We start from the raw sequence: 26807 nt of genomic DNA, 5'->3' as shown, positions 1-26807 counted from the left end.
AAGGTCATCTTCAAGATGCTGCATCTCAAGGGCATCTATGGCCGCGAGATGTTCGAGACCTGGTACAAGATGATCGCCCTGGTGCAGGGTCCGCTCGACGTCAGTGGTTTGATCACCCACCGCATCGGCGTTGACGACTATATTTCCGGCTTCGAGGCGATGAAGAGCGGCAATTCCGGCAAGGTTGTCATGGATTGGTGAGGGCGGCGGCGCTTGGGGCTAGACTCTAGGCTCGTCATCTGTGGACATGAACGCCCAGGGGCAGGGCGATTTTCGGTTTTCGCGAGGACGATGATGACGCTTCTTTATCATTCAGGGCTATCGAATCCAGGATTTGATTGCCAGCTGGCGCGCCAGCCGCTGACAGCGGGTAGTCGTGTCGAGAGGCATCCCTCAACGAGACCGGGCAAGCACGAATGAAGACTCAAATAGTCGTCATTGGCGGTGGGGCTGGAGGTCTTGAGCTCGTGCGGCGGCTCGGAGCACGGCTCGGCCGCAAGGATTTCGATATCATACTTGTCGAGCGGAACCACACCCATGTCTGGAAGCCGCTCCTCCATGAGGTCGCGGCCGGCTCACTCGATGCAAATCTTGACGAAGTGGGCTACCGCGGCCACGGGCACCATTGGGGCTACCGCTTCTTCTACGGGTCGCTGGAGGCCATCGATCGCACCGCGCGGCAGGTCACAGTGGCGCCGATATTCGACGATGACGGGTCGGAACTGGTCGGTCGACATCGGCTCCGATACGACTACCTGGTTATCGCAATCGGGTCGGTTTCAAACGACTTCGGAACTCCCGGAGTCAAGGACCATTGTCTTTTCCTCGAAGACCGTCATCAAGCAGATCGCTTTCGATTGAAGTTGTTGAATCATTGTCTTCGAGTGTCCAGGACAATGTCAGCTGATCCAACCGACGACCGCTTTGTTGACATAGCTATCGTAGGTGGCGGTGCAACGGGCGTCGAGCTCGCTGCTGAACTCTACAACGCTGCATCATCTCTCAGACATTATGGCCTGGAAGTCTTCGACGAGACCCGGTTGAGGGTCACTTTGATAGAGGCCGGGCCGCGGATTCTTCCGGCTCTCCCAGATGCTTTGGCAAAGGCCGCGCATCAGGAACTTGAGGCCCTCGGCGTCCGGGTGCTCGCAAACACAGCTGTATCCGAAGCAACGGAAAAGGGATTGAGGTGTGCTACCGGGGAGCAGATAGACGCCAATATTTGCGTGTGGGCTGCAGGAGTGCAGGGGGCAAATATTCTAGGAGAGCTCGACGGACTCGAGGTGGCGCGTAGCAGGCAACTTGTCGTCCTTCCCACCCTCCAAACGAGCCGGGACGAGCGCATCTTCGCTATCGGCGATTGCTGCTTTTTCAAGCCAGAAGGGGCGGGCGGCCCGGTGCCACCACGAGCTCAGGCTGCCCACCAGATGGCATCGACCGCTTATCGCAACATTCTTCACTTGATTGCCGGGGAAACGCCGGAGGCATTTGTCTATCGGGACAAAGGCTCGCTAGTGTCGTTGAGCCGATTTTCTACCGTCGGTAGCTTGATGGGAAACCTCGTTGGAGGGCGTATGGCGATCGAAGGGCGGCTGGCCAGGATGATCTATTTGTCTTTGTACCGCATGCACCTGGTGGCCATACATGGCTGGATCAAGGGCCTGGCTCTTATCCTGGTCGGCCATGTCAACCGGGTTGTCCGTCCGCGTCTCAAATTGCATTGACGTTGGTCAGGCGCGTGGCAGGCAGCGACCGAATGATGCCGCTGAGATCTGCATGCACTTCGGCTGAGCGACGCCCGAGTGGCCTTGCCGCCTTCCTCGCCCGATTTGCGCCATATGGCATGCCGCCGTGCTGCTCAAAACGAATGATCCCGCTGAATTGAAGGGGCATAACAGCAGCGAAATCTGCCCGCCGGACGCCACTCTAAGGTCCGACTACAAATGTGACTTTGGATCAAGCGACAGCGTTGCACCTATGGCCGTTGATCATGACAGGGATAGCGTCAGCGCCCCGACCGAGCTGATGAAATTCGAGAACCGCCATCTGCCGGGCGCGCTGAAGCTGTCGCAGGAGATGGGCTGGCCTTATCGCCAGGAGGACTGGGAATTTGCCGTGACGGTCGGCAATGGCCTGGTCCTCGAGCGGGCAGGACAGGTGATCGGCACTGCCATGTCCTGGAATTACGGACAGGCCTATGCCACTGCCGGGATGATCATAGTAACCGGCTCCGCGCAAGGCGGCGGCAACGGCTCCCGGCTTTTTGACGGGTTGCTTCAGGCCACGGACGGGCGCAGCGTGCTGCTCAATTCGACGGAAGAGGGGCTCGCGCTCTACAAGCGACGCGGCTTCAATGCCTGGAGCGCGGTGATTCAGCACCAGGGCCCGCTGACCGTTGCCGTGACGCAGGGTGCGCGCGACGACATCCGTCGGGCGACGGTCTCTGACCTCGCGGCAATCCAGGCCTTCGACGAACGGGCCACAGGCATGCCCCGGCCGTCGATGGTGGCTGGCCTCGCTGATGCGGGCAATGTTTCGGTCATCGAACGCGCGGGGCGGATTGCAGGGTACGCCATCGCCAGGCGGTTCGGCCGCGGCTATGTCGTCGGCCCTGTTGCAGCAGAAAGCGCCCGAGACGCGCGGCTTCTGATCCTGGCCCAGCTTGCGACGCTTCACGGCCAATTCGTGCGCATCGACGTCTATGCCGAACACGGATTGGGCGACTGGCTGGAGAGCCTGGGCCTCGCGCGTGTCGGTGATGTGATCGCGATGGTCAAGGGGCGACGGCCCGTCTCAGACGGGACGGCCCGCATGTATGCCTTGGCAAATCAGTCGTTCGGTTAAGGAATGAGGTAGGGTAGCGATGGATACGAATGTAAATATCCGTGAGGCGGCACAAACGATCGATGCCCTCATCACCCCTTCGCTGCTTCTGGACCGGGGGCGGATCGAGCGCAACATCCAGCGTCTGGCCGAGCATGCCAGAGAGCTTGGCGTAGTGCTGCGCCCGCATATGAAGACGGCCAAAAGCATCGACGTCGCCCGACATGTGTTCCCCGGCGAACCCGGCCCGATCACGGTCTCGACCATCGCCGAGGCGGAGTATTTCGCCGGCCACGGCTTTCGCGACATCACCTACGCAGTCGGCATGTCGCCGGCGTCGGCCGTCCGCGCCATGGAGCTTTGTCGCCGCACCGGCGCTGATGTGAAGCTGCTGCTCGATTCCGTGGAGCAGGCCGACGCCCTGGCCGGTGTACGCGAAGCCACCGGTGTGACGCCGTCAGTCTTCATCGAACTGGACTGCGACGACCATCGCGGCGGATTGAAGCCGGACGATCCCAAGCTGCTCGATGTGGCCGACAGGATCGTCGCAGCTGGCGCCAACCTGGTCGGCGTCCTCGCCCATGCCGGCGAGTCCTATGGCTTGAACACGCCCGATGCGCTGGTCAAGGCAGCCGAGGACGAGCGTTCGGCCACCGTGCGCGCCGCCGAAACTTTGCGCGCCCACGGCCATGCCTGCCCGATCGTCAGCCTCGGCTCGACGCCGACGGCGCACTTCGCCGAGAACCTCGAAGGCGTCACGGAGCTGCGTGCCGGGGTCTACATGTTCTTCGATCTCGTCCAGCACGGGGTAGGGGTCTGCCGTCTCGACGATATCGCGATTTCCGTGTTGGCCACGGTGATCGGGTCCAAGCCGGAAAAAGGATGGGTGCTGGTCGACGCGGGCTGGATGGCGCTTTCGCGCGACCGCGGAACCGCAAACCAGCAGGTCGACCAGGGTTACGGTGTCGTCTGCGATGAAAAGGGGCGGGTGCTTGAAGATGTGATCGTGGCGCAGGCCAGCCAGGAACACGGTATCGTCGCCATTCGTGCCGGTTCTGGAAAGTCCATGCCCGATTTGCCGCTCGGGGCTCGGGTCCGGATTCTGCCCAACCATGCCTGCGCGATGGCCGCCCAGCACCACTTCTACAGCGTCGTCAACGGGGACAGTCCCCGGATCGAAGCCCGTTGGGAGCGGATCCGCGGATGGTAGGGGCTGCAATCGCAACGCATGGCGCCCATGCAAACTGACGCACTGGTGGTGCAATCATGAAGTTTACATCTTATTGGCTGGATACCTCTCAGCCGTTCAATGAGGGCGCGTCCAAACCGCTCGAAGGCCACTACGATGTGGCGGTTGTGGGCGGCGGCCTGACCGGATCCTCCGCCGCGCTTGCCCTCGCCAAAAAAGGCGCCCGGGTTGCACTGTTGGAGGCCGAAACGATCGGCAACGCCGCATCCGGCCGCAATGGCGGGATGTGTAATAACGGTTTTGCCCAGAACTATGCAATCATGGCCGGCAAGCACGGCAAGCCGGCCGCAAACGCGCTCTACAAGGCTTTCGACGCCGGCGTCGATATGGTCGAGCGGTTGGTGCAGGAAGAAAAGATCGACTGCAGCTTCTCCCGCGTCGGCAAGCTCAAGCTTGCCGCCAAGCCCGAGCACTACGATGTGCTGGCACGCAGTCAGGAACTCTTGGCGGCCAATGTCGATCCCGGAACGAGGATGATCGCGCGCGCCGACCTGCGAGACGAAGTCGGCACCAACCGCTATTATGGCGGGCTGCTCTTTCCCAAGAGCGCCAGCATGCATGTCGGCCGTTTCGTCCGGGGTCTGGCGACCGCGGCGGCGCGGCGCGGCGCAGAGGTCTATGAAAACGCCCCCGTCATGGCGTTGCGCAAGGTCGCCGGCGGGCATGAGGTCGAGACCCCGCGCGGCAAGATCGTCGCGCGGCAGGTCCTGCTGGCGAGCGGCATTTCCCAGGTCGGTCCGCTCGGATGGATCCGCCGCCGCATCGTGCCGGTCGGCGCCTTCCTGGTCGTGACGGAACCGCTGTCGCCTTCGCAACTCGAGCGCCTCATGCCGACCCGACGCAATGTCGTCGACACGCGCAATCTCGTCGTCTACTGGCGGCTGACCCCGGACAATCGCATGCTGTTCGGCGGGCGGGCCCGGTTTGCTGCATCCAACCCGCAGTCCGACGAGAAGAGCGGCCGGATCCTGAAAGCGGCGATGGTCGAGGTCTATCCGGAACTGGCCGACATCCGCATCGATTACTGCTGGGGCGGCATGGTCGACATGACCCGCGACCGCCTGCCGCGCGCCGGGGAGCGCAACGGAATCTACTACTCCATGGGCTATAGCGGCCACGGCACCCATATGTCGACGCTGATGGGCAGCATCATGGCCGATGTCATGGACGGGCGGCCGGACCTGAACCCCTGGAAGGATTTCGACTGGCCGGCGATCCCTGGATACTTTGGGCGTCCCTGGTTCCTGCCGATCCTCGGTGCCTATTACCGCATGAAGGACCTTGTCACATGATTTCGCCCCTCGAACACCTGTCCCGCAACGGCCGCCTCGACAAGTTCTTCATCGACGGTCAATGGGTCGAGCCGAAGGGCACCGCCGAGGGCGTCGTCGTGAATCCCGCCACCGAAGAGGTCGTGGCCCGGTTTCCGCTCGGAAACAGCTGGGATGTGGACGCGGCCGTTGCAGCGGCCCGCCAGGCGTTCACCACCTGGAGCCGTACCAGGCCGGAATACCGCGCGGGTCTGCTTGATCGCCTGCAGGCGCTGCTCCAAGCGCGCAATGAACTGCTTGCGCAATGCTTGAGCCTCGAAATGGGAGCGGCGATCGGTTATGCGCGCACCGCGCAGGTGCCGCTCGCGATCGCCCATGTGCAGGTCGCTCGCGATGTCCTGAAAACCTTCCCCTTCGTCGAGCAGCGCGGCCACACCGCCGTCACCCACGAACCGATCGGTGTCTGCGCCCTGATCACGCCCTGGAACTGGCCACTTTACCAGATCACCGCCAAGGTTGCGCCGGCGCTCGCCGCAGGCTGCACTGTCGTGCTCAAGCCAAGCGAGCTCTCTCCTTTGGACGCGCTGCTGTTTGCCGAAGCGATTGAGGAAGCCGGCTTCCCTGCCGGTGTCTTCAACCTCGTCAATGGTGACGGCCCAGGCGTGGGTATGGGTCTCGCCTCCCACACCGATGTCGACATGATCTCCATTACCGGCTCGACCCGTGCCGGCATCGCGGTGGCCCAGGCCGCCGCGCCGACGGTCAAGCGCGTCGGGCAGGAGCTCGGCGGCAAGTCGCCGAACGTGATTTTGCCCGACGCCGATCTCGATCGTGCCGTTTCGCTGGGCGTCGCCGCCGCCTTCCGCAATCTCGGCCAGTCATGCAGCGCGCCGACGCGTATGATCGTGCCGCGCGAGCGGCTGTCCGAGATCGAGGCAGTCGCCAAGAGGGCCGCAGCCCAGATCATCGTCGGCGATCCGCTTTCAGAAGCCACCACTCACGGCGCAATCGCCAACCGGTCCCAGTTCGACCGCATCCAAACCATGATCGGCGTCGGCATTTCGGAGGGCGCCAGGCTCCTCACCGGCGGGTCGGGTCGCGCGGACGATCTGAGCGTCGGGTTCTATGTCAAGCCGACCATCTTTTCCGACGTGCGCACAGGCATGCGCATTGCCCAGGAAGAGGTTTTTGGGCCAGTTCTGTGCATCATCCCCTACGACACAGTCGAGGAGGCCGTCACTATCGCCAACGATACGGTCTACGGCCTGGGCGCCCATGTGCAGGGCACGGATATGGGCGCCGTCCGGGACGTCGCCTCGCGGATCCGCGCCGGTCAGGTTCATCTCAACTACCCCGCCTGGGACCCGCACGCCCCGTTTGGCGGTTTCAAGCAGTCCGGAAACGGACGCGAATATGGCATCGAAGGCATGTTGGAGTACCTCGAGGTCAAATCCATCCTCGGCTATTTCTAGGCGACATTCGCCTGTCGCAGAGGGCGCAGCTGCCGTCTACGCCTGTGGGTTGAGCGGATCGCTAATCAGTTAGAACACGTCGATTGATGACTGAATCGGATTTGGTGACGTCTGCGTCGGTTTGACTCATCAGGTTGCGATTCTATTCGGTCGCTTTGTGGGTTACCGATCGGGCATGATCGACCGACGCGGAATTGAGCAGCGGTGGAGGCGGACCGCTCGAAGCGGACGAGCGTGGCCGCCGGGTATTCGCTGCGAGTGAGGCTCGTGCTGCGGGTTGTGGGCTTGCGGTGGTGTCTGAGATCACCGGTCTGGCCCGTTCGACGATCGGGCGTGGCATCAAAGACCTCGATGTTGCGACGGCGCGCGGGCAGGTGCGTCGACAGGGCGTTTGTCTTGCGATCGAATGTCGTGGCAGAGAGCTCTGGCCTGGAGCTTCCTCGATCGTTTGAAGCGCCGCCGTGCTGAGTTCAATTTGTGATTAGATTATTTTGACCAGGACTAACCTCCCACGTGATGTCCTTCGAGGCACGCCGAGATCGCCCGCAGCTGGAATTCCAGTGCGGGGCCCTCTGCCGGGAACCGGCCGTCCAGCGCGGAGGTGCCGACGGTAAATCCCGCTGCGCCACTGTTGCGAATGGTGTTGATCTGATCCGGCCGGTCCACCGATCCCGCGACGATAACGGGCTTGGGCACGGCCCGGCACACAGCGTCGATCAGAGACGGCACATTGCCTGCCGAACGGTAGGCGAGAAGGTCGAGACCGGCGACACCGGGATGGCTGGCGAGCGCGACGGCGCTTTTGACGATCTCGACCTGCGATCCTTCCAAAATACTCGGGTGCCCGACGATGCGACCCGGAAACGGATAGTAGCGGATGGGCGTGCCTTCCAGCAGCGGCAGCACGTCCTGGGCATGGGTGCCACCGAAAAGAAAGTCGACACCGAGGTCGATCGCCGCCTTGACCGAGCGGATCTCGCTGTCGCGGTCGAGCGATACAACTTCGAGATAGGTGCTGGCTCCGCCCTCGCGGATCTGGCGGGCGAGGGCGGCAAGCGCGTCGAGCGGCAGGCCGATGTCCTTGAAGCCGATGTGGCGGATTCCGGCTCCGAGCGCCGTTTCTGCGTGGAAGGCGGCGTCGGTCACCGTGCGGTCGTTGCGTGTCAGCATGAAGATGAAGTCGAATTGGGTCATGGGGTGACGGCTTTCTGGTTAGGGGAGGGAGGCCTTCAGCCTAAGGGCGTAGTCGAAGGCGGTCTCCAGGCTGGAGGGGTCGGCAACGCCGGACCCCGCGATGTCGAAGGCGGTGCCGTGATCGGGGCTGGTGCGCACGAATGGCAGGCCCAGCGTGACGTTCACGCCATGGTCGAGGCCCATATATTTGACCGGGATGAGACCCTGGTCGTGATACTGGGCGACCACGATGTCGAACCGGCCCTTGCGGGCCTGCATGAACACGGTGTCGCCTGGCCATGGGCCGGAGGCGTCGATACCTTCGGCACGGGCCGCCTCGATTGCCGGCCGGATGATGCGGACTTCCTCGTCTCCGAAGAGACCGCCTTCGCCGGCATGCGGATTGAGGCCGGCGACGGCGACGCGCGGATGGGTGATGCCGAGCGCCTGCGCACCGGCATGGGCCAACCGGATGGCGTCCATCTGCGCCGCGAAATCGCCTTTGCGGATCGCCTCGGATAACGAACAATGGATGGTGACGAGGACCGTGCGAATGTCCTCGTTCGCCAGCATCATGGCGACCTTGGGAGCCCCGCCATGATCGGCCAGGATTTCGGTGTGGCCGGGATAGTGCAGACCGGCTGCTGCGAGGGCCGCCTTGTGAATCGGCGCCGTTACAATGCCGCCTACCCAACCGTCCCGCGCCAGTCCGATCGCGACAACGATGGCGTCGAACGCCGCGCGTCCACTGACGGCCGAAACCTGGCTGACCGGTGGCAGGGCGGAAAGCTGCGAGGAGCAAAGCACGTTGAGGGTTCCGTCATCGAGCACGGTCTCATCGACGGAAGCGATCGGCCGGACCCGCACATCAGAGTTAAGCGCGTAGAGGGCGTGGGTCATCACCAGCGGATCACCGACGACGATCCAGTGTCGCTTGTCCGGTCGACGGAGATACATTTTTGCGATGATCTCGGGGCCGATGCCGGAGGGATCACCCATGGTCACGGCGAGAGGAGCGTCATGGGCGGTCATCGATCAGAGCCTTTCGTGAAAGCGGTTTGCCAGCAGGTCGCGGGCGGCATCAAGGAGTGCAGAGGGTGAGCCGAAGCCTCCCGCCTTCATGGCGATGGTGAGCGGCTCTCCATCCGCCCGTTCGGCGCGGCCAACGGGAAAGCCGGGCTCCAACTCGCGGGTGAGAAGGAACCCGTTGATGCCGAGGCGGTCGAGGATCGCGGCCATCGTCTCGCCGCCGGTGGCGATCACCGCGTCATAGTCGCGCCGGGCGACCGCTGCGGCTGCTTGTCCGGCGAGGTTCGTCATCACCGCGCTGGCATTCTCCTGCCGTTGCAGCGGTGCCCGAAGGCAAATCATACGGGCGTCGCCGGGAGCGTCGGCCAGGTCGCCGACGACGGGAACGCCTCGTACCTGCAAGGTCTCGCATTGGGCGCGCGTCACCGGATTGGTGCTCCCTGCGACGATCACCACCCGCCCGGCGGCTTGGCCGGTTGCCGGACGCCCGTCCGGCACGGCAGGAAGCAGCGATGCCAGCGCGATGGCGAGACCAGGGGAGCCCACCCAAAGGACAGTCTCAGGATCGGGAATGTCGGCGACCTGCCGGTTCAATATGTTCTGGCTGTCGGCGTCGAGGATCAGAATGGACCCTTTCGCCGCCGCATCGCCGGAACTGTTTGCTGCGAGAATGATCGGTATCCCCAGGGACGGGTCGACCAGATCGGCAATGTCCGATGTGCCTGCGGGATGGACTGGATCACGGCCGTAGACGCTTTGACTCACAGGGATTCCGTTCACCGTCTGGATCCCGCCGACGGTGAGCCGCCCCGCTGCGGGAAAGGCTGGAGCGATGACAAGCCTGCTCCGGCCGCTGGCGCGAAAGGCGGCGGCGACTTCCACGCGGATATGGCCGCGCAGGGTCGAATCGATCGTTTTGAACAGAAGGCGGGCATTCGAGAGGGCAGACACGGCGTCGGCCGTAGCCTTTCTTGCCTGCGAGATGTCGGAGGCGCGGCTGTTGGTATCGATAGAAGTGATAGCTCCATTCTCCGCGCCGTCGACCTGTCGCTTGATCACAGGTGCATAGCCTCTCGCGAGAAAGGCCGCCGCGCCGTCGGTAGCACTGGTCAGGTCGTCGGCGACTATTCCGACGTGGAGAGATGTGGTCTGCTTCATGTTGGTGAGAATAGCAGAACGGTGAGAACCGAATATCGATATGATCTGACGATTTATGGTGATATGAAATCACCAATGAAACGATCTGACCTACCTTCACTCGACGATCTGCGTGCCTTCCAAACAGTGGCGCGTCTGGGATCTGTGCGTGCTGCGGCGGCCGAACTCGCTCTGACGCATGGTGCAGTCAGCCGTCGCGTCTCCAAACTCTCCGCCGATCTTGGCTTGCGCTTGCTCGAAGCGGACGGGCGCGGGGTGCGTCTGACCTCCGATGGCGCGAAGCTGGCGGAGGCGACCGGCAAGGCGTTCCATTTAATCACTGATGCCTTGGCAGAGATCAGATCCAGCTCGACGCCCATTCCGATCATCTTGTCCTGCGAGCGCTCGCTGGCGATGCGCTGGCTGATCCCGCGCCTGTCTGGGTTTCAGGATCGATACCCGGATGTCGAGGTGCATCTGTCGACCGGCGGCGGAGGGCTCGACTTCGCGCGTGACCGGGTGACGCTTGCGATCCGCCGTCTCGATTTTCCGGTGGACCCGGGATGGACCATCATCAGGCTGATGCCCGAGCGAGTCGGTCCGGTCATGCTGCCATCCCTGCGCAAACGGTTCGAGAGTGGCGACTATGTGGCGCTCGGATCACGGACGCGACCGGATGCTTGGGAAGCGTGGCTCGACGCGCACATGGACGCGCCGCGTCCTCGAACGACCCGATTGCTGGATCATCATTTCCTGATGGCAGAAGCCGCCCTGGGTGGTCTTGGCGTTGCTCTTGCCCCCCAGGCGATTGCAGCGGATGACGTCGCGAATGGGCGATTGGAAGCACCACTCGGCTTTGATCGCGACGGGACGGACTACGGCCTGATCCATCCGAAGTCGGTCATTGTTTCAACCGGCCTCGCCGCATTGCGCGATTGGCTGACCGCCGAGTCCGAGACATCGTTCAAGCGGCAGGTGCTTGAGAACAGCTAAAATAAGAAAATAAGGTCGCCTTTGCGCCCGTATCGGCTCAGGCGGGGCGAAAGAGACAGCGCTGCGAAAGGGCGTGCTGGTTTGGCGGTCGACCGGAGGGCCTTGTGCTGAATGACCATGCATTGCCGCACATTCTGCCGGACGCCTGCGATTATGCTCGGCTGATAGGGCAGATTGACAGGAACCAAGGACATGGATCGCTTCCGGCCGAAATACGTGACGTTTGATTGCCACGGCACGCTCATCAATTTCCAAATGGCGGACGCCGCCAGGGATCTGTTCGGTCATCTTCTGGATGGGCCGCGCATGGACGAATTCATCAGGAACTTCCAGGGCTACCGCCTCGATGAGGTGCTGCAGGACTGGAAGCCTTATGCAGATGTCGTTCACAACGCACTGGAACGCACCTGCCGCCGCAACAGCGTCGCGTTCCGTGCCGAAGACGCCGAAACGATCTACAACCGCATCCCGACTTGGGGGCCGCATCCGGACGTTCCCGAGGGATTGGCCAAGCTGGCCAGGGAAATTCCGTTGGTCACCCTGACGAACTCCATGGTGGCCCAGATTCCGTCGAACGTGGCAAAGCTCGGTGCGCCGTTTCATGCCGTCTTGACCGCTGAAGAGGCGGGTGCCTACAAGCCGCATTTCAAGGCGTTCGAGTACATGTTCGACGCGCTGGGCTGCGGCCCGGAGGATATCACGCATGTGTCCTCGTCATTCCGCCACGACCTGATGTCTGCCTATGATCTGGGGATCAAGAGCAAGGTCTGGGTCAATCGCGGCCATGAGCCGGCCAACCCCTTTTACGAATACACCGAAATCCGCGATGTGACGCAGCTGCCAGGCGTTTTCGGACTCTGAGGGCGAGGAGGCCGGAGCCCCGCACAGCACTGCGCCAATTTTCGAGGGGCGGCCAGCGGCGGCGTCTCAACATCGCGAGAAATGGAACTGCAGGGCGTCGTCGCTGGAGCGCTCCATCTGTCGAAGCATGAAGGACAACGGTTCCCCAACAGGCGAGGATCTTTCGAATTGGGCGCTTATGGTGATCCGGTCCCCGATGAAGAAGCTGGTCAGCTCGATGGCTCCATGACGGCAGGAAGCGACCATCTGGCTTACGCGGCAGCTTCAACCGAAGCTTATTTTCGCGCTGCCGCCGCAAGCCTGGCGATGCGGCCGGGCGCTTCCGAACCGGACATGTCGGCGGCACTGCTGAAGCGCCACTACGGATTGACGGGATCGATCGCGACATTGTCCTCCGAGGTTGAGCGCACCGTTGACGTCAACCTGCCGGACGGCCGCCGGTTGATCCTGAAGACGTCGGCAACAGCGGAGGCGGTCGACAGCTTTCGTTTTCAAACCGCCGCCTTGGCCGGATTGCAAGGGTTCACCGGCTTCGTCGCACCCGAAGTGCTCCGCACGACCAGCGGCGCGTTGATGTTCGAGCAAGAGGGGATGTTCGAGCAAGAGGGGACATGCGGGTACTTGCAGACCCGGATCGAGGGCATTCCGCTGCACCAGGCGACGCCCACTCCCGACCTGCATTTTCGAACCGGCAGCGCTCTCGCCCGGCTGGACCTGGCTCTTGAGCTGGTCAGTGTGCCGGCGGCCCACCGTCCCGTTCTTTGGCATGTCGGTTGCTGGCCGAGGTTGATGGAACTGGAGCAATACCTGCCATCCGGGAGCGTTGCCGATAACGTACGCGTCGCGATGGCGGAGTATGCGGAGTTCGTTGAGCCACAAATCTCTGATGTGGCGTGGCAGGTAACTCATAATGATCCTAGCCCGTTCAACATGATGGTGACTGGCCAGGGAGTGGGTTTTATCGATTTCGGCGACGGCTGCTGGAGCCCCAGGATCCAGGACCTGGCGATCGCAGCAAGTCACGTCGTAGGGGATTCGACACTTCCTTTGGGTGGAGCCGAGCATCTTATTGCCGGCTACGCCTCCGTCATTGCACTTTCGGCGCTGGAAGCAAAACTGCTCGTCGGACTGATGCGGGCGCGACAAAGCGCGTTGATCCTGGTCAACTACTGGCGGTCCCACCTTTTTCCGGCCGATGCCCAATACATCAAAAAGAATGTCTCGCGTGCCGAGCACGGACTTTCCATCCTGGCGCCTCTTGGTGTCGCATCGGGCGAGGCAGCCGTCCTGGCGGCAATGTCGTCGTTTCAGCCGTAACGCATCTCGGTTCGCTCGACCGGCACGGTAGCCAAAAGACGAACCGCGAATTGATCAAGGTACTCTTTCAGATAGGCAGCAGCACATGTCCACAGATCTCATGCCTAATCGCTACAGGCCCGGCGAATCCGATCTTCCGAGGCGCGAGTCCGAGCTCATTGCTCGCCGTGACGAAGTACTTGGGGCCTCCTATCGGCTTCAGTACCGCCGGCCCGTGCACTTCGTTCGCGGCGAAGGCATGTGGCTCTACGACCCTGACGGGCGTGCCTATCTTGATTTCTACAACAACGTGCCGTCGCTCGGCCATTGCCACCCAGAAGTAAACGCCGCAATGGCTGAACAGGCGGGCCGGATAAGCGCCAACACGCGCTATCTCGAGCCAAAACTTATCGACTATGCCGAGCGACTGGTCGACACTTTCCCAAGCGAGCTCGACCGGGTGGTTTTTACCTGCACGGGGAGTGAATCCAACGATCTGGCCCTGCGTATCGCGCGATTTGCGAGCGGCAATGAAGGCGTGATCGTCTCGACCTACGCCTATCACGGCACCAGCGCGGCTGTCGCCGCGGTTTCCCCGAACCTGGGCGACGCCGTCAAGCTCAGCCCATTCGTGCGCATGGTCTCCCTGCCTGGGCCGGCGGGTGTGCCGGAATCCCAGGCTGCGGACTTTTTCGAGGCGCAAGTACGCGCGGCCATCGTAGATCTGAACCGTCGTGGCATCGGCGTTGCGGCCCTGCTCATCGACAGTATTTTTTCCAGCGATGGCGTATGGGTCGATCCCCCCGGCTTCATCGCCGGTGGAGTTGCGGCGGTGCGAGAGGCAGGTGGTCTCGTCATCGCCGACGAAGTTCAGCCGGGTTTTGGGCGAACCGGCGCTCATATGTGGGGCTTTGAACGGCACGGGATCGTTCCCGATCTCGCTACCCTCGGCAAGCCGATGGGCAACGGATTTCCAATTGGCGCGGTCGTTGGTCGCAAAGCACCGATGGAGCAATTTGGCGCAACCGCTCGCTACTCCAACACGTTCGCCGGAAATACGGTTGGCATAGCGACCGCCGACGCCGTGCTGGCGATCCTGCAGCGCGACCAGATCCCCCAGAAAGCGCTTGCCATGAGCCAGCGCCTCCGAGCCGGGCTGGAGAAAATCGCACAGCAGCCATATGGAGTTCGCGCTATCCGAAACGCCGGTCTGTTCTTTGGCATCGACATCGGGCGTGAGGGTGCCCCGGCGGCAAGCCGGCGGGCAATGGCGCTGGATGTCGTGAACGCACTGCGCGACGACGGCGTCCTTGTCAGCACGACAGGGGCCAACGAGGATTCGCTCAAAGTGCGACCGCCGCTCGTTTGCCAGGCCGAGCATGTCGACCTCTTCCTTGCAGCCATCGAGCGGGCGCTCATCAAGGTCGCAGGCTAGCCCGCATGCCTGCGAGCAGGTGGCCAGGTCCTGGTTCCCAGGTCCTGGTTCAATGCGTCCCGAGATTGGCGGTGTCGGCCGGCCGCTTTGTCGGCGGGATCAGGCAAGTATATCCTTCGCGCGCGCTCCGCAGCTGCTGACGGTCGCTTGCAGCGCATCGACAAACACATCGAGTTCGTCCTTGTGCATGTAGATGTGCGGGGAAACGCGCATCCCGGCGATATCCTCGACCCGGCGATATTTGACATGGACCCGGTGCTGCTCACGCAGCACGCGCTCGAGCAGCCGCGAATCGACGCCGTCGATGGAAAAGAGCGCCACGGCGCCCAAGGGTCCGGCATCAACTGGCTCGGCATCAAGGGACCCGGCATCAAGCGGCGTATGCAGGCGAAAGCCCGGAATGTCGCGTGCGCGCTCGATCCAGTACCGCGTGAGTTCGCTGAGGCGCCGCTGGATCCTCTCGACGCCGATCCGGCGATGCAGGCGGATCGCCGGCATGATGCCCGCCTGTATGGCCGAATTATAGGTGCCAAGGCTCCAGTGATCGAACTTGTCGATCCTGAGCGGCGGCGGATCGAAGGGCGCAAGCAGCGGCCAGGTGTCGTCGATCAGGCCTTCCCTGACGACCAGCATGCCGTTGCCTACCGGAGCGCCGAGCCATTTGTGCAGGCTCGTAATGAAGATGTCGCAGCCGAGATTGCGGAAGCTGACCGGCATCTGGGCGAAGGTTTGTGCGCCGTCGACCACGGTAATGATGTCATGCGCGCGCGCCAGCGCGCACAGGCGCTCGACCGGCAGGAGACGGCCGTTCCAATGATACATATGGGTAAACAGCATGACCCGCGTGCGCGGCGTGATCGCGCGCGAATAGGTTTTGATGATCGCATCGTCGTCGTCGAGGAGGCCGAATTGACAGACGACCGGCTGGACACCCTCGCGTTCCCGGCGTTGAAACCAGCCGGCGCGTGCGCTGGGGTAATCCCAGGGCGAAATCAGCACCTCATCGCCCGGCTGAAGCGGAATGCCGAAAATCGCCGTCGACAGACCCTCCGACGAGTTGCGATTAAGCGCGATTTCGCTAGGCGCGCAGTCGATCAGCTGCGCAAGTTGCGCCTTGATGTCCGGCAGCGCGGCGTCGAGCTTGCTCCACATATTGACGTCGGGATTGCGGCTGATCAGCCGGTAGGCGTCGACGACCGCTTGCTCGACCTCCAGTGGCGGTGGGCTGACTGCGGCATTGTTCAGGTTCAAGAGCGGCTCCTGCCGCGGATAGGCCGCCCGCACCTCCTGCCAAAACGCTTCCGGGGAAGTCGGAGAATCCACGTCGATGAAGTTCATGCTCCTGCCTTTCGTATCCCGCGCGATACAGTCCTCCAGCTGCCAAAAGAAAAAGGCAGGCCGGCGAGTCTGGTGGCCATCACCATACAAGCCGGCCTGCCCGAATGGATGCCAATCCAGCCTCAGATCGGCACTATCGTGCCGAAAGCCCGGTATGTTTCAGAATGTTTTGCCATGCTGCCATTCCCGGATTTTGCCGACCATTCCCGTCATCGAAACACCGGAACCGACCCTGATGGCGTTTGCCGGTCGCCTGCCTCTTTCAGTTTTTGCCCCAGCTCGGCAATGCGGCGTTCGCCCGCCGCAAGCGCTTCGGCAGAAGTGTGGACGGAATAATGACCGAGATGGAGCGGATGCCGGTGCGGCACCGCCGAACCCAGGACGAAAACGGCGTCTTCGTCACCTGATGCTTGCAGGGAAATCGGCGCCTCGCCATTCTCGAAGATCGCCATCTCGCCTGCGCTGATCGTCGAGCCCGCATCCAGCGCTCCTTTGGCGAGCGCCAGCCAGCCGACGCTGTGGCCCGCCGGCGGCTCATAGCTCCAGCTTTCACCGGGCCGCAAGGTCACCAGCAGATAGTTGATGCCATCCGGCGCCGGCACGGGGCTCCGGACGTCTCCGTACTTGCCAACGATGATATGGGCAGGCCAGGCATAGGGCATGTCGCCGGCATCGATATAGCGGCTTTCGGCGGGCCCGTTTTCCAGTTCGGGCGGCAGCGCCAGCCAGAGCTGAAAACCCTGCATGCGCGAGACGTCTCCCGCCGTCATCTCCTTGCCGTGCCAGACGCCGCCGCCGGCGCGCATCCATTCGACGCCGCCATAGGCGATCTCGCCGGCGCCGATGGCCGGATCATCATAGCGCGCGTGACCCTCGGTGATGACTGTCACCGTGGCGACGCCGGAGTGGGGATGGATCGGCATCCCGCCGCTTCTCTCCACTGCCTGAAGCATTGCCCGGTCCGCATCGAAGATATCGAGAAAGACGAATGGCTTCAGGGCCAGTCCGAGGTCGCTAGGACTCATCAGCCGGGTGATGAACCCTTGGCCGTGGCCGCGCGTCTGTTGCACAATGCGTCTTGGTATCGGTGACGCGTTTTTTAAAGCAGGATGTGCCATCGGTATTGCTCCTGTTTTCAGATTTGTTTCAAGCTGTTCAGCACGCCGGCAATGCCCGCCCGATGCAGCCAGGCGACCGTGCCGGTGATGACCATCAGCACAAGGGCCGGAACCGCGCTGCCGCCGATGACGAAGAGATGGGTCATCACGCCGCATGCCATGGTGACGGCGAGCAGAAGCCCGCCCAGTCCCGCGGTCGCCGGAAAAAGCAGGCCGATGGCGCCGGCGACTTCCACGACGCCGGTGACGATCCGGAACCACTGACCGATGCCGATCTGCTCGTAAATGCCGACCATCATCGGCACGCCCGCAAGCTTCGCCCCGCCGGCCGCCAGGAATGCGGCAGCGGCGAGACCGCCCAGCACCCGGGCAGCGATTTTGACCTTTCCGGCCGGAACGGCCGCTGTCGTGAGTGAACTCGTGCTCATTCGATTGTCTTCCTTCTTGATCAGGACCGCGTCATGCGGCCAGCTTTTCGATTTCAATGGTGGCGGCTTCCAAGGCCTCCGAACGGATGGTAGTCAGTCGAAAGACGTGTTAGCGTTCCACAATTCGCCCTACTAGCCGCAATAATCTGGTTTCTGAGTTGCCAAAATAGGAACGCCATGGATCTGGAAGATTTGCGGTCCTTCGTAGAGGTGGCGGATGCGGGTGGCGTCGCCCCCGCGGCGCGCCGGTTGGGGCTGGCCAAGTCGATCGTCAGCCGGCGTCTGACCCGGCTGGAAGAAGCGCTTGGCGCCCAACTGCTTTCCCGCACCACGCGCGGCTCAGCTCTTACTGAAGCCGGCGCAGCCTTCCGCGAGCACGCCATGCGCGTCGTCGCCGAATTGGAAGCCGCACAGGAGACACTTTCGCCGGAAGGCGAGGTGCGTGGCTTGCTGCGCATCGCCGCGCCTCTGTCATTCGGCATAACAAGGCTGCCCCCGATATTTGCCGAGCTGGCGCGCCGTCACCCCTTGCTGCATCTCGACACGTCCTACAGCGATCGCTTCGTCGACCTCGTCGGTGAAGGCTTCGATTGCTCCATACGGCTCGGGATGCTTCGCGACTCAAGCCTTATCACCCGGCGGATCCGCGCATTCCGGGCGCGACTCGTTGCCAGCCCTGGCTATATCGCAGCCCACGGCACGCCACAGACCTTGACGGACCTGACGCGTCATCAGGCCGTGACCAGGAAGGGTGAGGTCTGGCCAATCCTGGATGGCGACAAAACCGTCACAGTGCGCCCGCGCGGGCGCTTTACCGCCGAAACGGAGAGGCCGTGCTGGCCGCTGCTTTGGCGGGTGTGGGAGTGGCCGCGCTGCCGGACTTTCTAACCGAAACGCATATCGCAGCGGGCAGTCTCGTGCCGCTGCTGGAGAGATATACAACCCCTGAGCTCGGCATGTTCGTCGTACGCCCGCCGGGGGCATTCCCTTCCCGCAAGGTGCGGGTCCTGATCGACATCCTTCTCGAATATTTCGGCGAGGCGGCCGGTCGCAAATCCGGCTGAGAGCGTTCTCCTACCGGCTCGGGTGTGTCTGAGTCGGTAGCTCGAGCTGTTCTACGCCAACGGCTCGGCGCCAGCGCCCGTCGCTTCACCCGCCCAGCAGGGCAAAACCAACGCCGGAAACGAACTCAGAAACTGGGCAACGTCACCTGGGCGCCTTGCATCAGCGGCGTATCGCTGTGGAACTACTAAGATGTTTCAGAAAGGAGTTGAGCTCAGTGTTCCCATCGAGCCGGCAGATTCCAGGTACTTTCGAATGCGCGGGTCGATGCGCCTATCTTCTTTTGGAAACCTGGCGCAGGCCCGGAGCTGTTCCTTTATGTCGACCACATTGCCAAGATATTTCCAAGCTATCGGGGATGCAAAGGGCTGACGATGGACCTGTGATGTCACCCCGAAGGTGAGGCCCGTCAGGACATCCAGCTTCCTCCGATAGGAAGGAAAAAGCATCGACTCCACAATCGAATCGCATGATAGCGTCTCGAATTCGAGAAGAAAAATGCAGTTTCCGAGATAGCTAAGAAGCCCTTCGTATTTTGAAAGACGTTGGACTATCTCATCTGGCCCTGAGCGCTCAATCGTCTTGGAGCAGACCTTACCATCCCGTTCGTAAATATGGATCAGCGACCTGGTGATCGTTCCGGACGAGTGCGGAACGAGGAAGTGCATGTGGTAGTATCCGAGCAGCGGCCGGAGTTTTTGAATGTCCCCCGGAAACGCACGGTCGATCATCTTGGCAAGACCAACTTGCGTCGAGAGGCCTTTCGAGCGCACCGACGCCTCGAAATCGCTTGCAGGGCGCAAAAGTTCATCAATAGTCACCCCGAAAGCAGAAGCAATGCGACGGAGATTATGATGGGAAGGCTGCGTTTCCCCAGTAAGGTAACGGGCGAACTGCTGCCGATTGAATCCAAGCCTACGGCAGACTTCCGACACGGATCGATGTGTCGAGCAAAGTAGCCGCAGATTCGCCGCCAGTTGGGTTTCCATCGGCTCTCAAAATTGCTGATTTTGCGCATCTTGGCTGCAACTAGCGCAAAGTCAACCAATCGTGCTGCGTTGTGCCTTGGCGCCTCCCCCGCACAGACTGACGACCAGTCGTATCTGCGATCACGCCTAAGGCAGTAAGCTGGATGCGACTGATGATTACTCAGTCTATCGGAGGAATAATGTCGATCTCAATACTTCACCGACACTTAGCTGCTTTTGCAGGCGCAGTGGCGGCAACCTTCGTTTTTTGTCAAGTATCCGAAGCAAGTTACGGCCTTTATGTTGGGAAGAACCGTACAGCTGACGGAAGCGTGTTTTTGGGCGGTACTGGCGAGGAGGTCTCTAGCCATTGGCTGAGAATAGAACCTCGCAAGAAGCACGCGCCAGGCGAGACTATTTCTGTCGGCGTCACCAAGGAAGCCGTCATGCCTGGGGAGATGATGGAAATCCCTCAAGTCGGGGAGACGGCATCGTTTATTTCAATGGACTACTCAGATTACGAAGGATTTCCGCCGCCACTGACGAATGGCGGACTTAATGAGTATGGCGTCGCGGTGCGAGACATCTGGTCGCCCTCGCGAAAAGAACTGATTGCCATGACGCCTAATCCTCATAAGGGCCCTCAGTATAGTGATTTGGCACGCATCGCCCTTGAGCGTGCCAAGACGGCGCGTGAAGCGGTGCAAGTGATTGGTGATCTGATCAACCAATACGGCTATTCCGACTACGGCGGCAATTCTCACCTAATTGCAGACGCGAACGAAGGATGGGTCGTAATAAACTTCAGCGGAGGGAAGGGTTTGTGGGTTGCTGAACGACTGGGGCCGGATGACGTCAGAATGTCCTATCCCGGCTATATTGGGGAAATCCCGCTGGATTATCAAACCAATCAGGATTTCATGGGCTCGGCCAACTTAATCTCCTTCGCGACAGAGCAAGGATGGTATGAGCCTGGCCAGCCATTTGATGTTCATAAAGTGTATGGTGACCAAACCGCCCCGATGCGTTCACCTGGGGTGGAGTACATGGAGTCGAAGCTTCAAAACCTCGGGGCAAAAGTCACGCTCAGGGAGTTCATGGATGCCGTCCGCGATCCAGTCATTTCAGACGACGCGGCTGGCTACGGTCAGGTTGCGCAGTTGAAGGAGGGTGTACGCAACGAAATGCAGCTTCTGTGGGTGGCGCCCACCAGTTCCGTCACAGCTCCGTTCATTCCTTGGCGAATTGGTGTGGGCGAAATTCCCGCGGAATACCGCTGGCACCGCTATATGACGAAGGGGGCAGCCTCCAAGTACCTCACAGCGGAATATGCGCAGCAAGAGGCCACCGAGTACGCATTCCACCTCTACAAGCGCCTTCTGTATTACACATGCAGCCGACAAGATGAGTTTTACGACGAGGTAGTCGGAACGCTCACCGCGTTCGAGAACCATATGATCGACGATCAAGCTTGGGTGGAGCAGTCGGCCGAAGGAATGTTCGAAAGAGGCGAGAGCGATTCGGCGAAGAGGTTGATCACATATTATAGCAGTGTCCAGGCAATGAGGGCGCTCGATCTCGGGAATGCGCTGTTGGGCAGTATGGAACAGAGAACCAAGCTACTTCAGGGAATCCCACAACCTCCGAGCAATGAGACAATGAAGCTGGAATACAACATGATTCGGTGCGGCCCGACACCCGAATCTCTTGCTTCTACTCCTCAATAGCTATCACACGTGAGCCCGGCAAGTCTGCCGGGCTCACCCAGCGAGGTGATTGCCCGCTTAGAGGGACGCCTCCCGAGAACCGTATCGTGAGGAAGGCCGGATGGCTCAGGGGATGAGCAGAAGCTTTCCCGTCGTGGCGCGGCTTTCCATATCGGCATGTGCGCATGCTGCTTCGGCGAGCGGGTAAACGCGGCCGATCCGGGTCTTCAAGTCTCCCTTCACGATCCAGTCGAAGAGTTGGCCGATGCGGGCGCGAAGCAGTGCCGGCGTGTGGATATGATCGAAGAACCTTGCGTAGCCTATTTTGATGCTTTTCGGCAGGCTCATGATGTCGAGCGGTCCGGGACCGCCCAGCACCGGGCCGTACCAGCAGAAGGTGCCGGAGCGGCGCAGGGAGTCGAGCGAAGCCTGAAAGGTCTTCGGGCCGGAACCGTCATAGACGACATGGACGCCTTCACCGCCGGACAGGCGAACGACTTCCTCGGCGAATCGCCCCTCGGTGTCCACGATCACATGGTCTGCTCCGACCTCTCCTGCGACGGCGATCTTGTCTGCGGACGAGACGCGGCCGATCACGTGCCCGCCTCTCAGCTTTATGATCTGGGTGAGCAGCAATCCGACGCCGCCTGCAACCGCATGGACCAGCGCCACGTCGCCGGGCTGGACGGGATAGAAGTCGGTGGCGAAGTGGCTGGCAGTCAGCCCCTGCATCATCACGGAAGCGGCCGTGCGATCATCGATCCCGTCCGGAAGCGGCACGAGCGCGTCCGCCGAAAGAGTGATACGCTCCGCATAGCTCCCCGGCGCGTATACCCACGCAACCCGTTGCCCGGGCCGGAAATGCTCTACTCCATCGCCCACGGCGAGCACCCGTCCGGCACCCTCCACGCCCAGAACCTTTGGATCGGATATCTCCCTCCAGGCCATGCCCTTTCGGACGCCGATGTCCATGAAGTTCACGCCCACTGCGGTGACCTTGACCAGAACTTGCCCGCTCGCGGGAGCAGTTTCGGAGCGCTCGACGAATTCGAGCATATCCGGTTCCCCGGTGCGGTTCATGACAATGGCTTTCATCGCGATATCTCCGTCGCAGCATTCTCAATCAGCCGCGCTACGGGTTCAGGGTTCGACACCATCACTACGTGCGAAGCGCCCTTGATTGCGACCGTTTCGCGGGCGTGAGCCCGTTCAGCCATGTAGGCAGATGCTCGCGGCGGGATGTTCTTGTCCGCGTCGCCGTAGATGAACCAGCTTGGGATATTCTTCCAGCCAGCCTTGGTCTGGGCTTCGTTGAGGGCCGCTTCCGTGATCGGCCGCTGCGTTGCGGCCATCAGCCTCCCCTCGGCATCGGAGACGTCTGCCGCGAACTGATCGTGGAACTTATCCTGCTGGATGTATAAATCCTTTCCACCGCCTGGCAGCGCGACCGGGGGAGCAAGTGTGGGACCAAGTGTGCTGCCTTCAAACTTTCCGGCAATTTTGGCAGCCGTTTCGCCCACCTCTGGCGCAAACGCGGCGACATAGACCAGCGCCTTCACATTGGCATGACCTCCGGCCGCATCGCTGATCACCGACCCGCCATAGGAGTGGCCGACGAGAACGACTGGCGCTTCTATCGAGGCAAGCACACCGGCGACATAGTCTCCGTCGCTTCTGACGCCTCGCAACGGATTGGCTGCCGCCACGACGGAAAAGCCATCCTTCTCAAGAATCTCAACGACACCGTTCCAACTCGAAGAGTCGGCGAAGGCGCCGTGAACCAGGACGATGGTGGGTTTGTCGGGCTGCGCCACAGCGTTGCCGAACGTGGCCGCGATCATTGCGAGGCCTGCGAGCAAGATTTTCATCTGATCATCCTTTCGTTGTTGGTGGGTCTTCACTGCGCCGAGCGCAGGGTAAGGGGCGGGGATGCCGCACACTCGCCCCGGCGTTTCTCTGCGTGGGGAACCGAGTTACGGCGCGTAGCGGGTAAAGACGTAGTCGTGTCCCTGGACACGCGCCTCGTGGCAGGCGAAGCATGTTTCGTGCTGTGCTACGTCGGCCGGCTTGCCATTAATGAACCGGCCAAAACCCCAGCCGCCGCTCGAGGCGTATTTCTTCGAATCTTGACCATGACCTGCACCGTTGTGGCCGCGCCAGGAACCGATGCAGGTTCGAAGTCGGCCGACTGCATTCGCTTCCACGCGAGCTTGACCAAGACGGTACCGTCCGGGAACGGGAGCGTGCTATCTCGATACGCATCCATCGCTACTGTATTTCCCATGACAGCACGAAGTTCGTTGAGTGGATCGCCTTCCAAGGCCGGCGCGATGAACTCCCATTTGCGGTATTCGTCCGGGATCGTCACACCATAGATCGGCGAGGCTTCCTCCGCGTTCTTAGCTCGAACGCTGTCGATCTCAACGCAGCCGATAGCGAAAGCGATCGACACGGCGATGACGGCTGCAATTGCAAGATTGCGTCTCATGCGCTCGCTCCATCCGCATTCAGAACTTGTCGACATCGATGATGGCCGTGGCGAAGGCATCAGGCGCCTCCTGCGGCAGGTCATGCCCGATGCCGCCGGTGATCAGCCGATGCTCGTACTTGCCGGAGAATTTCTTCGCATAGGCGTCGGGATCGGGATGTGGCGCACCATTCGCGTCGCCCTCCAGCGTGATCGTTGGCACGTCTATCTCCGGGCGCTTGGCAAGCTTTTCCTCCAGTTCGTCATAGCGGCGCTCGCCTTCAGCAAGGCCGAGCCGCCAACGGTAGTTGTGGAGGACGATGTCGACGTGGTCGGGGTTTTTGAACGCAGCGGCGCTTCTGGCGAAGGTCGCATCGTCGAAGTTCCAGCGCGGCGAGGCGAGCCGCCAGATCAGTTTGGCGAAGTCGTCCGTGTATTGCGCATAGCCGGCACGGCCACGATCGGTCGCGAAATAGAACTGATACCACCATTGCAGTTCGGCCTGTGGCGGTAGCGGCGCCTTGTTGGCCGCCTGGCTGCCGATCAGATAGCCGCTGACCGAAACCATGGCCTTGCAGCGCTCCGGCCAGAGCGCGGCAAGGATATTTGCCGTCCTCGCGCCCCAGTCGTAGCCGGCGACGATCGCTTTTTCGACGCCCAGGGCATCCATCAGGTCGATGATATCGACCGCCAGCGCAGCCTGCTGGCCGTTGCGAAGAGTGGCATCCGACAGGAACCGCGTCGTGCCGTAGCCGCGCAGATAGGGCATGATGACCCGATAGCCGGCTCCTGCAAGCAGCGGCGCGACATCGACATAGCTGTAGATGTCGTAGGGCCAGCCGTGCAGCAGTATGACGGGTGGCCCATCCGCCGGGCCGTCCTCGGCATACCCGACGGTGAGCAGACCAGCCTCGATCTGCTTCAGCGATGCGAATGAGTTTCGCGATGCTGTCCCGCCGGCTAATGTCGTCTGCGTCCCGCCCTGAGCAGTGGAGGTTCGGACCGCTCCTAACTGAGCCAACGCCACGGTCGCGGCCGCGATGCCGAACAGGCGTCGGCGATGATGGTCGACGACTTCCGGAATTTTGATTGCGTTCATGGGACTACTACTTTGTTCATGTTTCCAGGGCAGTCGCGGCAGTGCCGAAACCGAGGGACTAGATCAGGTTAATTTCGACTTCGATGTTGCCGCGCGTGGCCTTCGAGTAGGGACAGGTCTGATGAGCAGCATCGACAACGGCCCGGGCGTCGTTGCGATCCATCCCTGGCAGGCTCACATTGAGCCGGGCGCTGAGAAAGAAGGTGCCGTCGCAGCTGTTGAGATCAACCTCCGCATCGATCGAAAGGTCTGCTGGCAGCACGACGTTCATTTTGCGCGCGGCGATCGCCATCGCGCCCTCGAAACATGCCGACCAACCGGCAGCAAAAAGCTGTTCGGGATTGGTGCCGCTGCCCGCGCCGCCGGGCGTCGAGAGCCTGATGTCCAGCCTGCCGTCGGAACTGCGTGAGCCGCCCTCCCGGCCGCCCGTTGTGTGCACCTTCGCTGTGTAGAGTCGTTTTGCTTGGGTACTCATGGCATGCATCCTGTATGACATCGGAATCTTCGATCAGCGCAGCGATTTGAAAGCTGCACGGACCTCCTGCGTGAAGATTTCCGGCTGTTCCCAGGCAGCGAAATGCCCGCCGGCCTTGGCCTCATGGAAATAGATGAGGTTGTGGTAGCAGCGCTCGGCCCAGCTTCGCGGCGCGCAGTAGATTTCGCCGGGGAATACCGTCACGGCGACCGGAAGATCGGCAATGTCCACGGCATTGAAATTGTTGGAGTGGTCTTCCCAGTAGATCTGCGCCGCGGAGGTTCCGGATTCAGTGAGCCAGTAGAGCGAGATGTCGTCGAGCATCTCGTCCTTGGTCAGAACCCGCTCGGGGTCGCCACCGCTATAGGTCCACTGCGCGAACTTTTCGTAGATCCAGGCGGCAAGACCCACAGGTGAATCCACCAGGGAGTAGCCGATGGTCTGTGGCCGCGTCACCATCATGGCGGCATAGCCGGAACTGTCCTTGTAGAAGGTGTCGAGCGCATCGAATGCCGCACTTTCCTTCTCGGTCAGTCCGCTCGGCATCGGCCCGCCGGCCGCCAGCACCGATGCAATTTCCGGCGGCACGGTCCCCGGCATGTTGACGTGTATGCCAATGAGCCCAGGCACCTTCTGCAGCGCCATGCGATGGGAGATGACCGAACCGCAGTCGCCACCCTGCGAGACGTAGCGGTCGTAACCCAGCCGTCTCATCAGCACGCCCCAGGCGCGGCCGATATGGTCTGAGCCCCAGCCAGCCTCCTTCGGTTTCCCGGAGAAGCCGAAGCCAGGTATCGACGGCACGACGAGATGGAATGCGTCTTCCGCCGCGCCGCCATGGGCCGTGGGATCTGTCAGCGGACCGACGACCTTCATGAATTCCAAGATCGAACCGGGCCAGCCATGCGTCATGATCATCGGCATAGCATTCTCATGGCGGGACCGGACGTGGATGAAGTGGATAGCGAGGCCGTCGATTTCGGTGACGAACATAGGCAGAGCATTGAGCTTCGCCTCGACCTTCCGCCAGTTGTAATCAGTCATCCAGTATCGAAGGAGATCCTGGAGCTTTGCGAGCTGCACGCCTTGGGACTGATCCGTAACTGTTTCCCGCAAGGGCCAGCGCGTCGTTGCCAGACGTCGGCGGAGATCAACGATTGTCTCCTCCGGAATGCCGGCGCGGAAGGGACGGACGGCTTCACTATCGACGCTCGCGCGCGCCATTGCTGGAAGCAGGCTCAAGGCGCCTGTGGCCGCTGATGCGGCAAGCAGGCTTCGTCGCGTGAGCGATGGCGATGATGCGGGCATGGTCGTTTTCCTTGGGTCCGTCGGCAGAGAGGTTCTTGCTGCTTTCGACACATAGAAGGAGATCGCCCGAAGCGCCCGTTATGCATTATGATGCAACGT

The 26807-nt window shown here is 61.6% G+C and carries 22 protein-coding genes and 4 pseudogenes; 13 read left to right on the top strand and 13 right to left on the bottom strand.

Translation table 11 applies throughout. From position 1 onward, the window contains the following. The 7 genes and pseudogenes from tdh to AC0L3H_RS17300 all read left to right on the top strand — a co-directional run. A pseudogene (gene tdh / locus AC0L3H_RS17330) lies at positions 1-201 on the top strand (L-threonine 3-dehydrogenase); the annotation flags it as partial. A 215-nt stretch (positions 202-416) separates the two neighbouring features. Next, on the top strand, positions 417-1724 hold the full coding sequence (locus AC0L3H_RS17325; protein ID WP_473586285.1) for an NAD(P)/FAD-dependent oxidoreductase: 1308 nt from the start codon (positions 417-419) through the stop codon (positions 1722-1724). Positions 1725-1851: 127 nt separating this feature from the next. Beyond that, positions 1852-2844: a GNAT family N-acetyltransferase gene (locus tag AC0L3H_RS17320; RefSeq protein WP_473586284.1), complete on the top strand. Its 993-nt coding sequence runs from the start codon at positions 1852-1854 to the stop codon at positions 2842-2844. Between the two features lie 19 nt (positions 2845-2863). Continuing rightward, on the top strand, positions 2864-4033 hold the full coding sequence (locus tag AC0L3H_RS17315; RefSeq protein WP_473493264.1) for an alanine racemase: 1170 nt from the start codon (positions 2864-2866) through the stop codon (positions 4031-4033). 56 nt (positions 4034-4089) lie between these two features. After that, complete coding sequence (locus AC0L3H_RS17310; protein ID WP_473586283.1) at positions 4090-5364, top strand: NAD(P)/FAD-dependent oxidoreductase; 1275 nt, start codon at positions 4090-4092, stop codon at positions 5362-5364. Next, positions 5361-6815, top strand: a complete 1455-nt coding sequence (locus tag AC0L3H_RS17305) for an aldehyde dehydrogenase family protein (protein WP_473586282.1) — start codon at positions 5361-5363, stop codon at positions 6813-6815. The genes AC0L3H_RS17310 and AC0L3H_RS17305 overlap by 4 nt, the downstream gene beginning before the upstream one ends. A gap of 175 nt (positions 6816-6990) precedes the next feature. After that, positions 6991-7204 (top strand): annotated as a pseudogene (locus tag AC0L3H_RS17300) (ISAzo13 family transposase); the annotation flags it as partial. A gap of 112 nt (positions 7205-7316) precedes the next feature. On the opposite strand, the gene AC0L3H_RS17295 reads toward AC0L3H_RS17300, so the two are convergent. From AC0L3H_RS17295 to AC0L3H_RS17285, 3 genes are read right to left on the bottom strand one after another with little or no spacing between them, the layout of a single operon-like run. Further along, positions 7317-8009 carry a 4-hydroxythreonine-4-phosphate dehydrogenase gene (locus tag AC0L3H_RS17295; protein WP_473586281.1) on the bottom strand — a complete coding sequence of 231 codons (693 nt, stop codon included), beginning with the start codon at positions 8007-8009 and terminating at the stop codon, positions 7317-7319. 18 nt (positions 8010-8027) lie between these two features. Continuing rightward, positions 8028-9020: a 4-hydroxythreonine-4-phosphate dehydrogenase PdxA gene (pdxA, locus tag AC0L3H_RS17290; protein ID WP_473586280.1), complete on the bottom strand. Its 993-nt coding sequence runs from the start codon at positions 9018-9020 to the stop codon at positions 8028-8030. A 3-nt stretch (positions 9021-9023) separates the two neighbouring features. After that, on the bottom strand, positions 9024-10175 hold the full coding sequence (locus AC0L3H_RS17285) for a four-carbon acid sugar kinase family protein (protein WP_473586279.1): 1152 nt from the start codon (positions 10173-10175) through the stop codon (positions 9024-9026). Between the two features lie 21 nt (positions 10176-10196). On the opposite strand from AC0L3H_RS17285, the gene AC0L3H_RS17280 reads away from it, so the two are divergent. The 4 genes from AC0L3H_RS17280 to AC0L3H_RS17265 all read left to right on the top strand — a co-directional run bounded on the left by AC0L3H_RS17280 (position 10197) and on the right by AC0L3H_RS17265 (position 14739). Continuing rightward, entirely contained in the window at positions 10197-11147 is a 951-nt protein-coding gene (locus tag AC0L3H_RS17280; protein WP_473586278.1) for a LysR substrate-binding domain-containing protein, read from the top strand. Between the two features lie 192 nt (positions 11148-11339). Continuing rightward, positions 11340-12008 carry a haloacid dehalogenase type II gene (locus tag AC0L3H_RS17275; protein ID WP_473586277.1) on the top strand — a complete coding sequence of 223 codons (669 nt, stop codon included), beginning with the start codon at positions 11340-11342 and terminating at the stop codon, positions 12006-12008. An 81-nt stretch (positions 12009-12089) separates the two neighbouring features. Next, a complete protein-coding gene (locus AC0L3H_RS17270; protein ID WP_473586276.1) occupies positions 12090-13325 on the top strand; it encodes a phosphotransferase enzyme family protein in 1236 nt (411 codons plus the stop codon). An 85-nt stretch (positions 13326-13410) separates the two neighbouring features. Further along, positions 13411-14739, top strand: a complete 1329-nt coding sequence (locus AC0L3H_RS17265) for an aspartate aminotransferase family protein (RefSeq protein WP_473586275.1) — start codon at positions 13411-13413, stop codon at positions 14737-14739. Positions 14740-14838: 99 nt separating this feature from the next. On the opposite strand, the gene AC0L3H_RS17260 is transcribed toward AC0L3H_RS17265, so the two are convergent. The 3 genes from AC0L3H_RS17260 to AC0L3H_RS17250 all read right to left on the bottom strand — a co-directional run bounded on the left by AC0L3H_RS17260 (position 14839) and on the right by AC0L3H_RS17250 (position 17623). Continuing rightward, positions 14839-16077 (bottom strand): aminotransferase class V-fold PLP-dependent enzyme, encoded by a 1239-nt coding sequence (locus AC0L3H_RS17260; protein ID WP_473586274.1) that lies wholly within the window; start codon positions 16075-16077, stop codon positions 14839-14841. 209 nt (positions 16078-16286) lie between these two features. Then, entirely contained in the window at positions 16287-17147 is an 861-nt protein-coding gene (locus tag AC0L3H_RS17255; RefSeq protein WP_473586273.1) for a pirin family protein, read from the bottom strand. Positions 17148-17212: 65 nt separating this feature from the next. Beyond that, the gene (locus tag AC0L3H_RS17250; protein WP_473586272.1) at positions 17213-17623 is read right to left on the bottom strand and encodes a DoxX family protein; all 411 of its coding nucleotides are present in this window, start codon (positions 17621-17623) and stop codon (positions 17213-17215) included. Positions 17624-17800: 177 nt separating this feature from the next. On the opposite strand from AC0L3H_RS17250, the pseudogene AC0L3H_RS17245 reads away from it, so the two are divergent. Beyond that, positions 17801-18687, top strand: a pseudogene (locus tag AC0L3H_RS17245) (LysR family transcriptional regulator). Positions 18688-18882: 195 nt separating this feature from the next. On the opposite strand, the gene AC0L3H_RS17240 reads toward AC0L3H_RS17245, so the two are convergent. Continuing rightward, positions 18883-19674 carry a helix-turn-helix domain-containing protein gene (locus tag AC0L3H_RS17240; RefSeq protein ID WP_473586271.1) on the bottom strand — a complete coding sequence of 264 codons (792 nt, stop codon included), beginning with the start codon at positions 19672-19674 and terminating at the stop codon, positions 18883-18885. A gap of 152 nt (positions 19675-19826) precedes the next feature. Between AC0L3H_RS17240 and AC0L3H_RS17235 the strand changes: the two genes are divergently transcribed. Continuing rightward, entirely contained in the window at positions 19827-21380 is a 1554-nt protein-coding gene (locus tag AC0L3H_RS17235) for a C69 family dipeptidase (protein ID WP_473586270.1), read from the top strand. A gap of 105 nt (positions 21381-21485) precedes the next feature. Here the strand turns inward: AC0L3H_RS17235 and AC0L3H_RS17230 are convergent, their stop codons facing one another. The 6 genes and pseudogenes from AC0L3H_RS17230 to AC0L3H_RS17205 form a co-directional block, all read right to left on the bottom strand. Then, entirely contained in the window at positions 21486-22454 is a 969-nt protein-coding gene (locus AC0L3H_RS17230; protein WP_473586269.1) for a quinone oxidoreductase family protein, read from the bottom strand. Next, positions 22451-23227 carry an alpha/beta fold hydrolase gene (locus AC0L3H_RS17225; protein ID WP_473586268.1) on the bottom strand — a complete coding sequence of 259 codons (777 nt, stop codon included), beginning with the start codon at positions 23225-23227 and terminating at the stop codon, positions 22451-22453. Before AC0L3H_RS17225 ends, AC0L3H_RS17230 begins: the two co-directional genes overlap by 4 nt. Before the next feature lie 105 nt (positions 23228-23332). Further along, positions 23333-23847: pseudogene (locus AC0L3H_RS17220) on the bottom strand (cytochrome P460 family protein). A gap of 19 nt (positions 23848-23866) precedes the next feature. Next, on the bottom strand, positions 23867-24910 hold the full coding sequence (locus tag AC0L3H_RS17215; protein WP_473586294.1) for an alpha/beta fold hydrolase: 1044 nt from the start codon (positions 24908-24910) through the stop codon (positions 23867-23869). 73 nt (positions 24911-24983) lie between these two features. Next, positions 24984-25400: an organic hydroperoxide resistance protein gene (locus AC0L3H_RS17210; RefSeq protein ID WP_473586267.1), complete on the bottom strand. Its 417-nt coding sequence runs from the start codon at positions 25398-25400 to the stop codon at positions 24984-24986. 33 nt (positions 25401-25433) lie between these two features. Further along, complete coding sequence (locus tag AC0L3H_RS17205) at positions 25434-26708, bottom strand: epoxide hydrolase family protein (RefSeq protein WP_473586266.1); 1275 nt, start codon at positions 26706-26708, stop codon at positions 25434-25436. Positions 26709-26807: the final 99 nt, after the last annotated feature.

This window comes from Mesorhizobium sp. WSM4816, from assembly GCF_055811535.1.
Note: the sequence above shows the minus strand (reverse complement) of the source record. Positions and strands in the feature narration are given on the sequence as shown.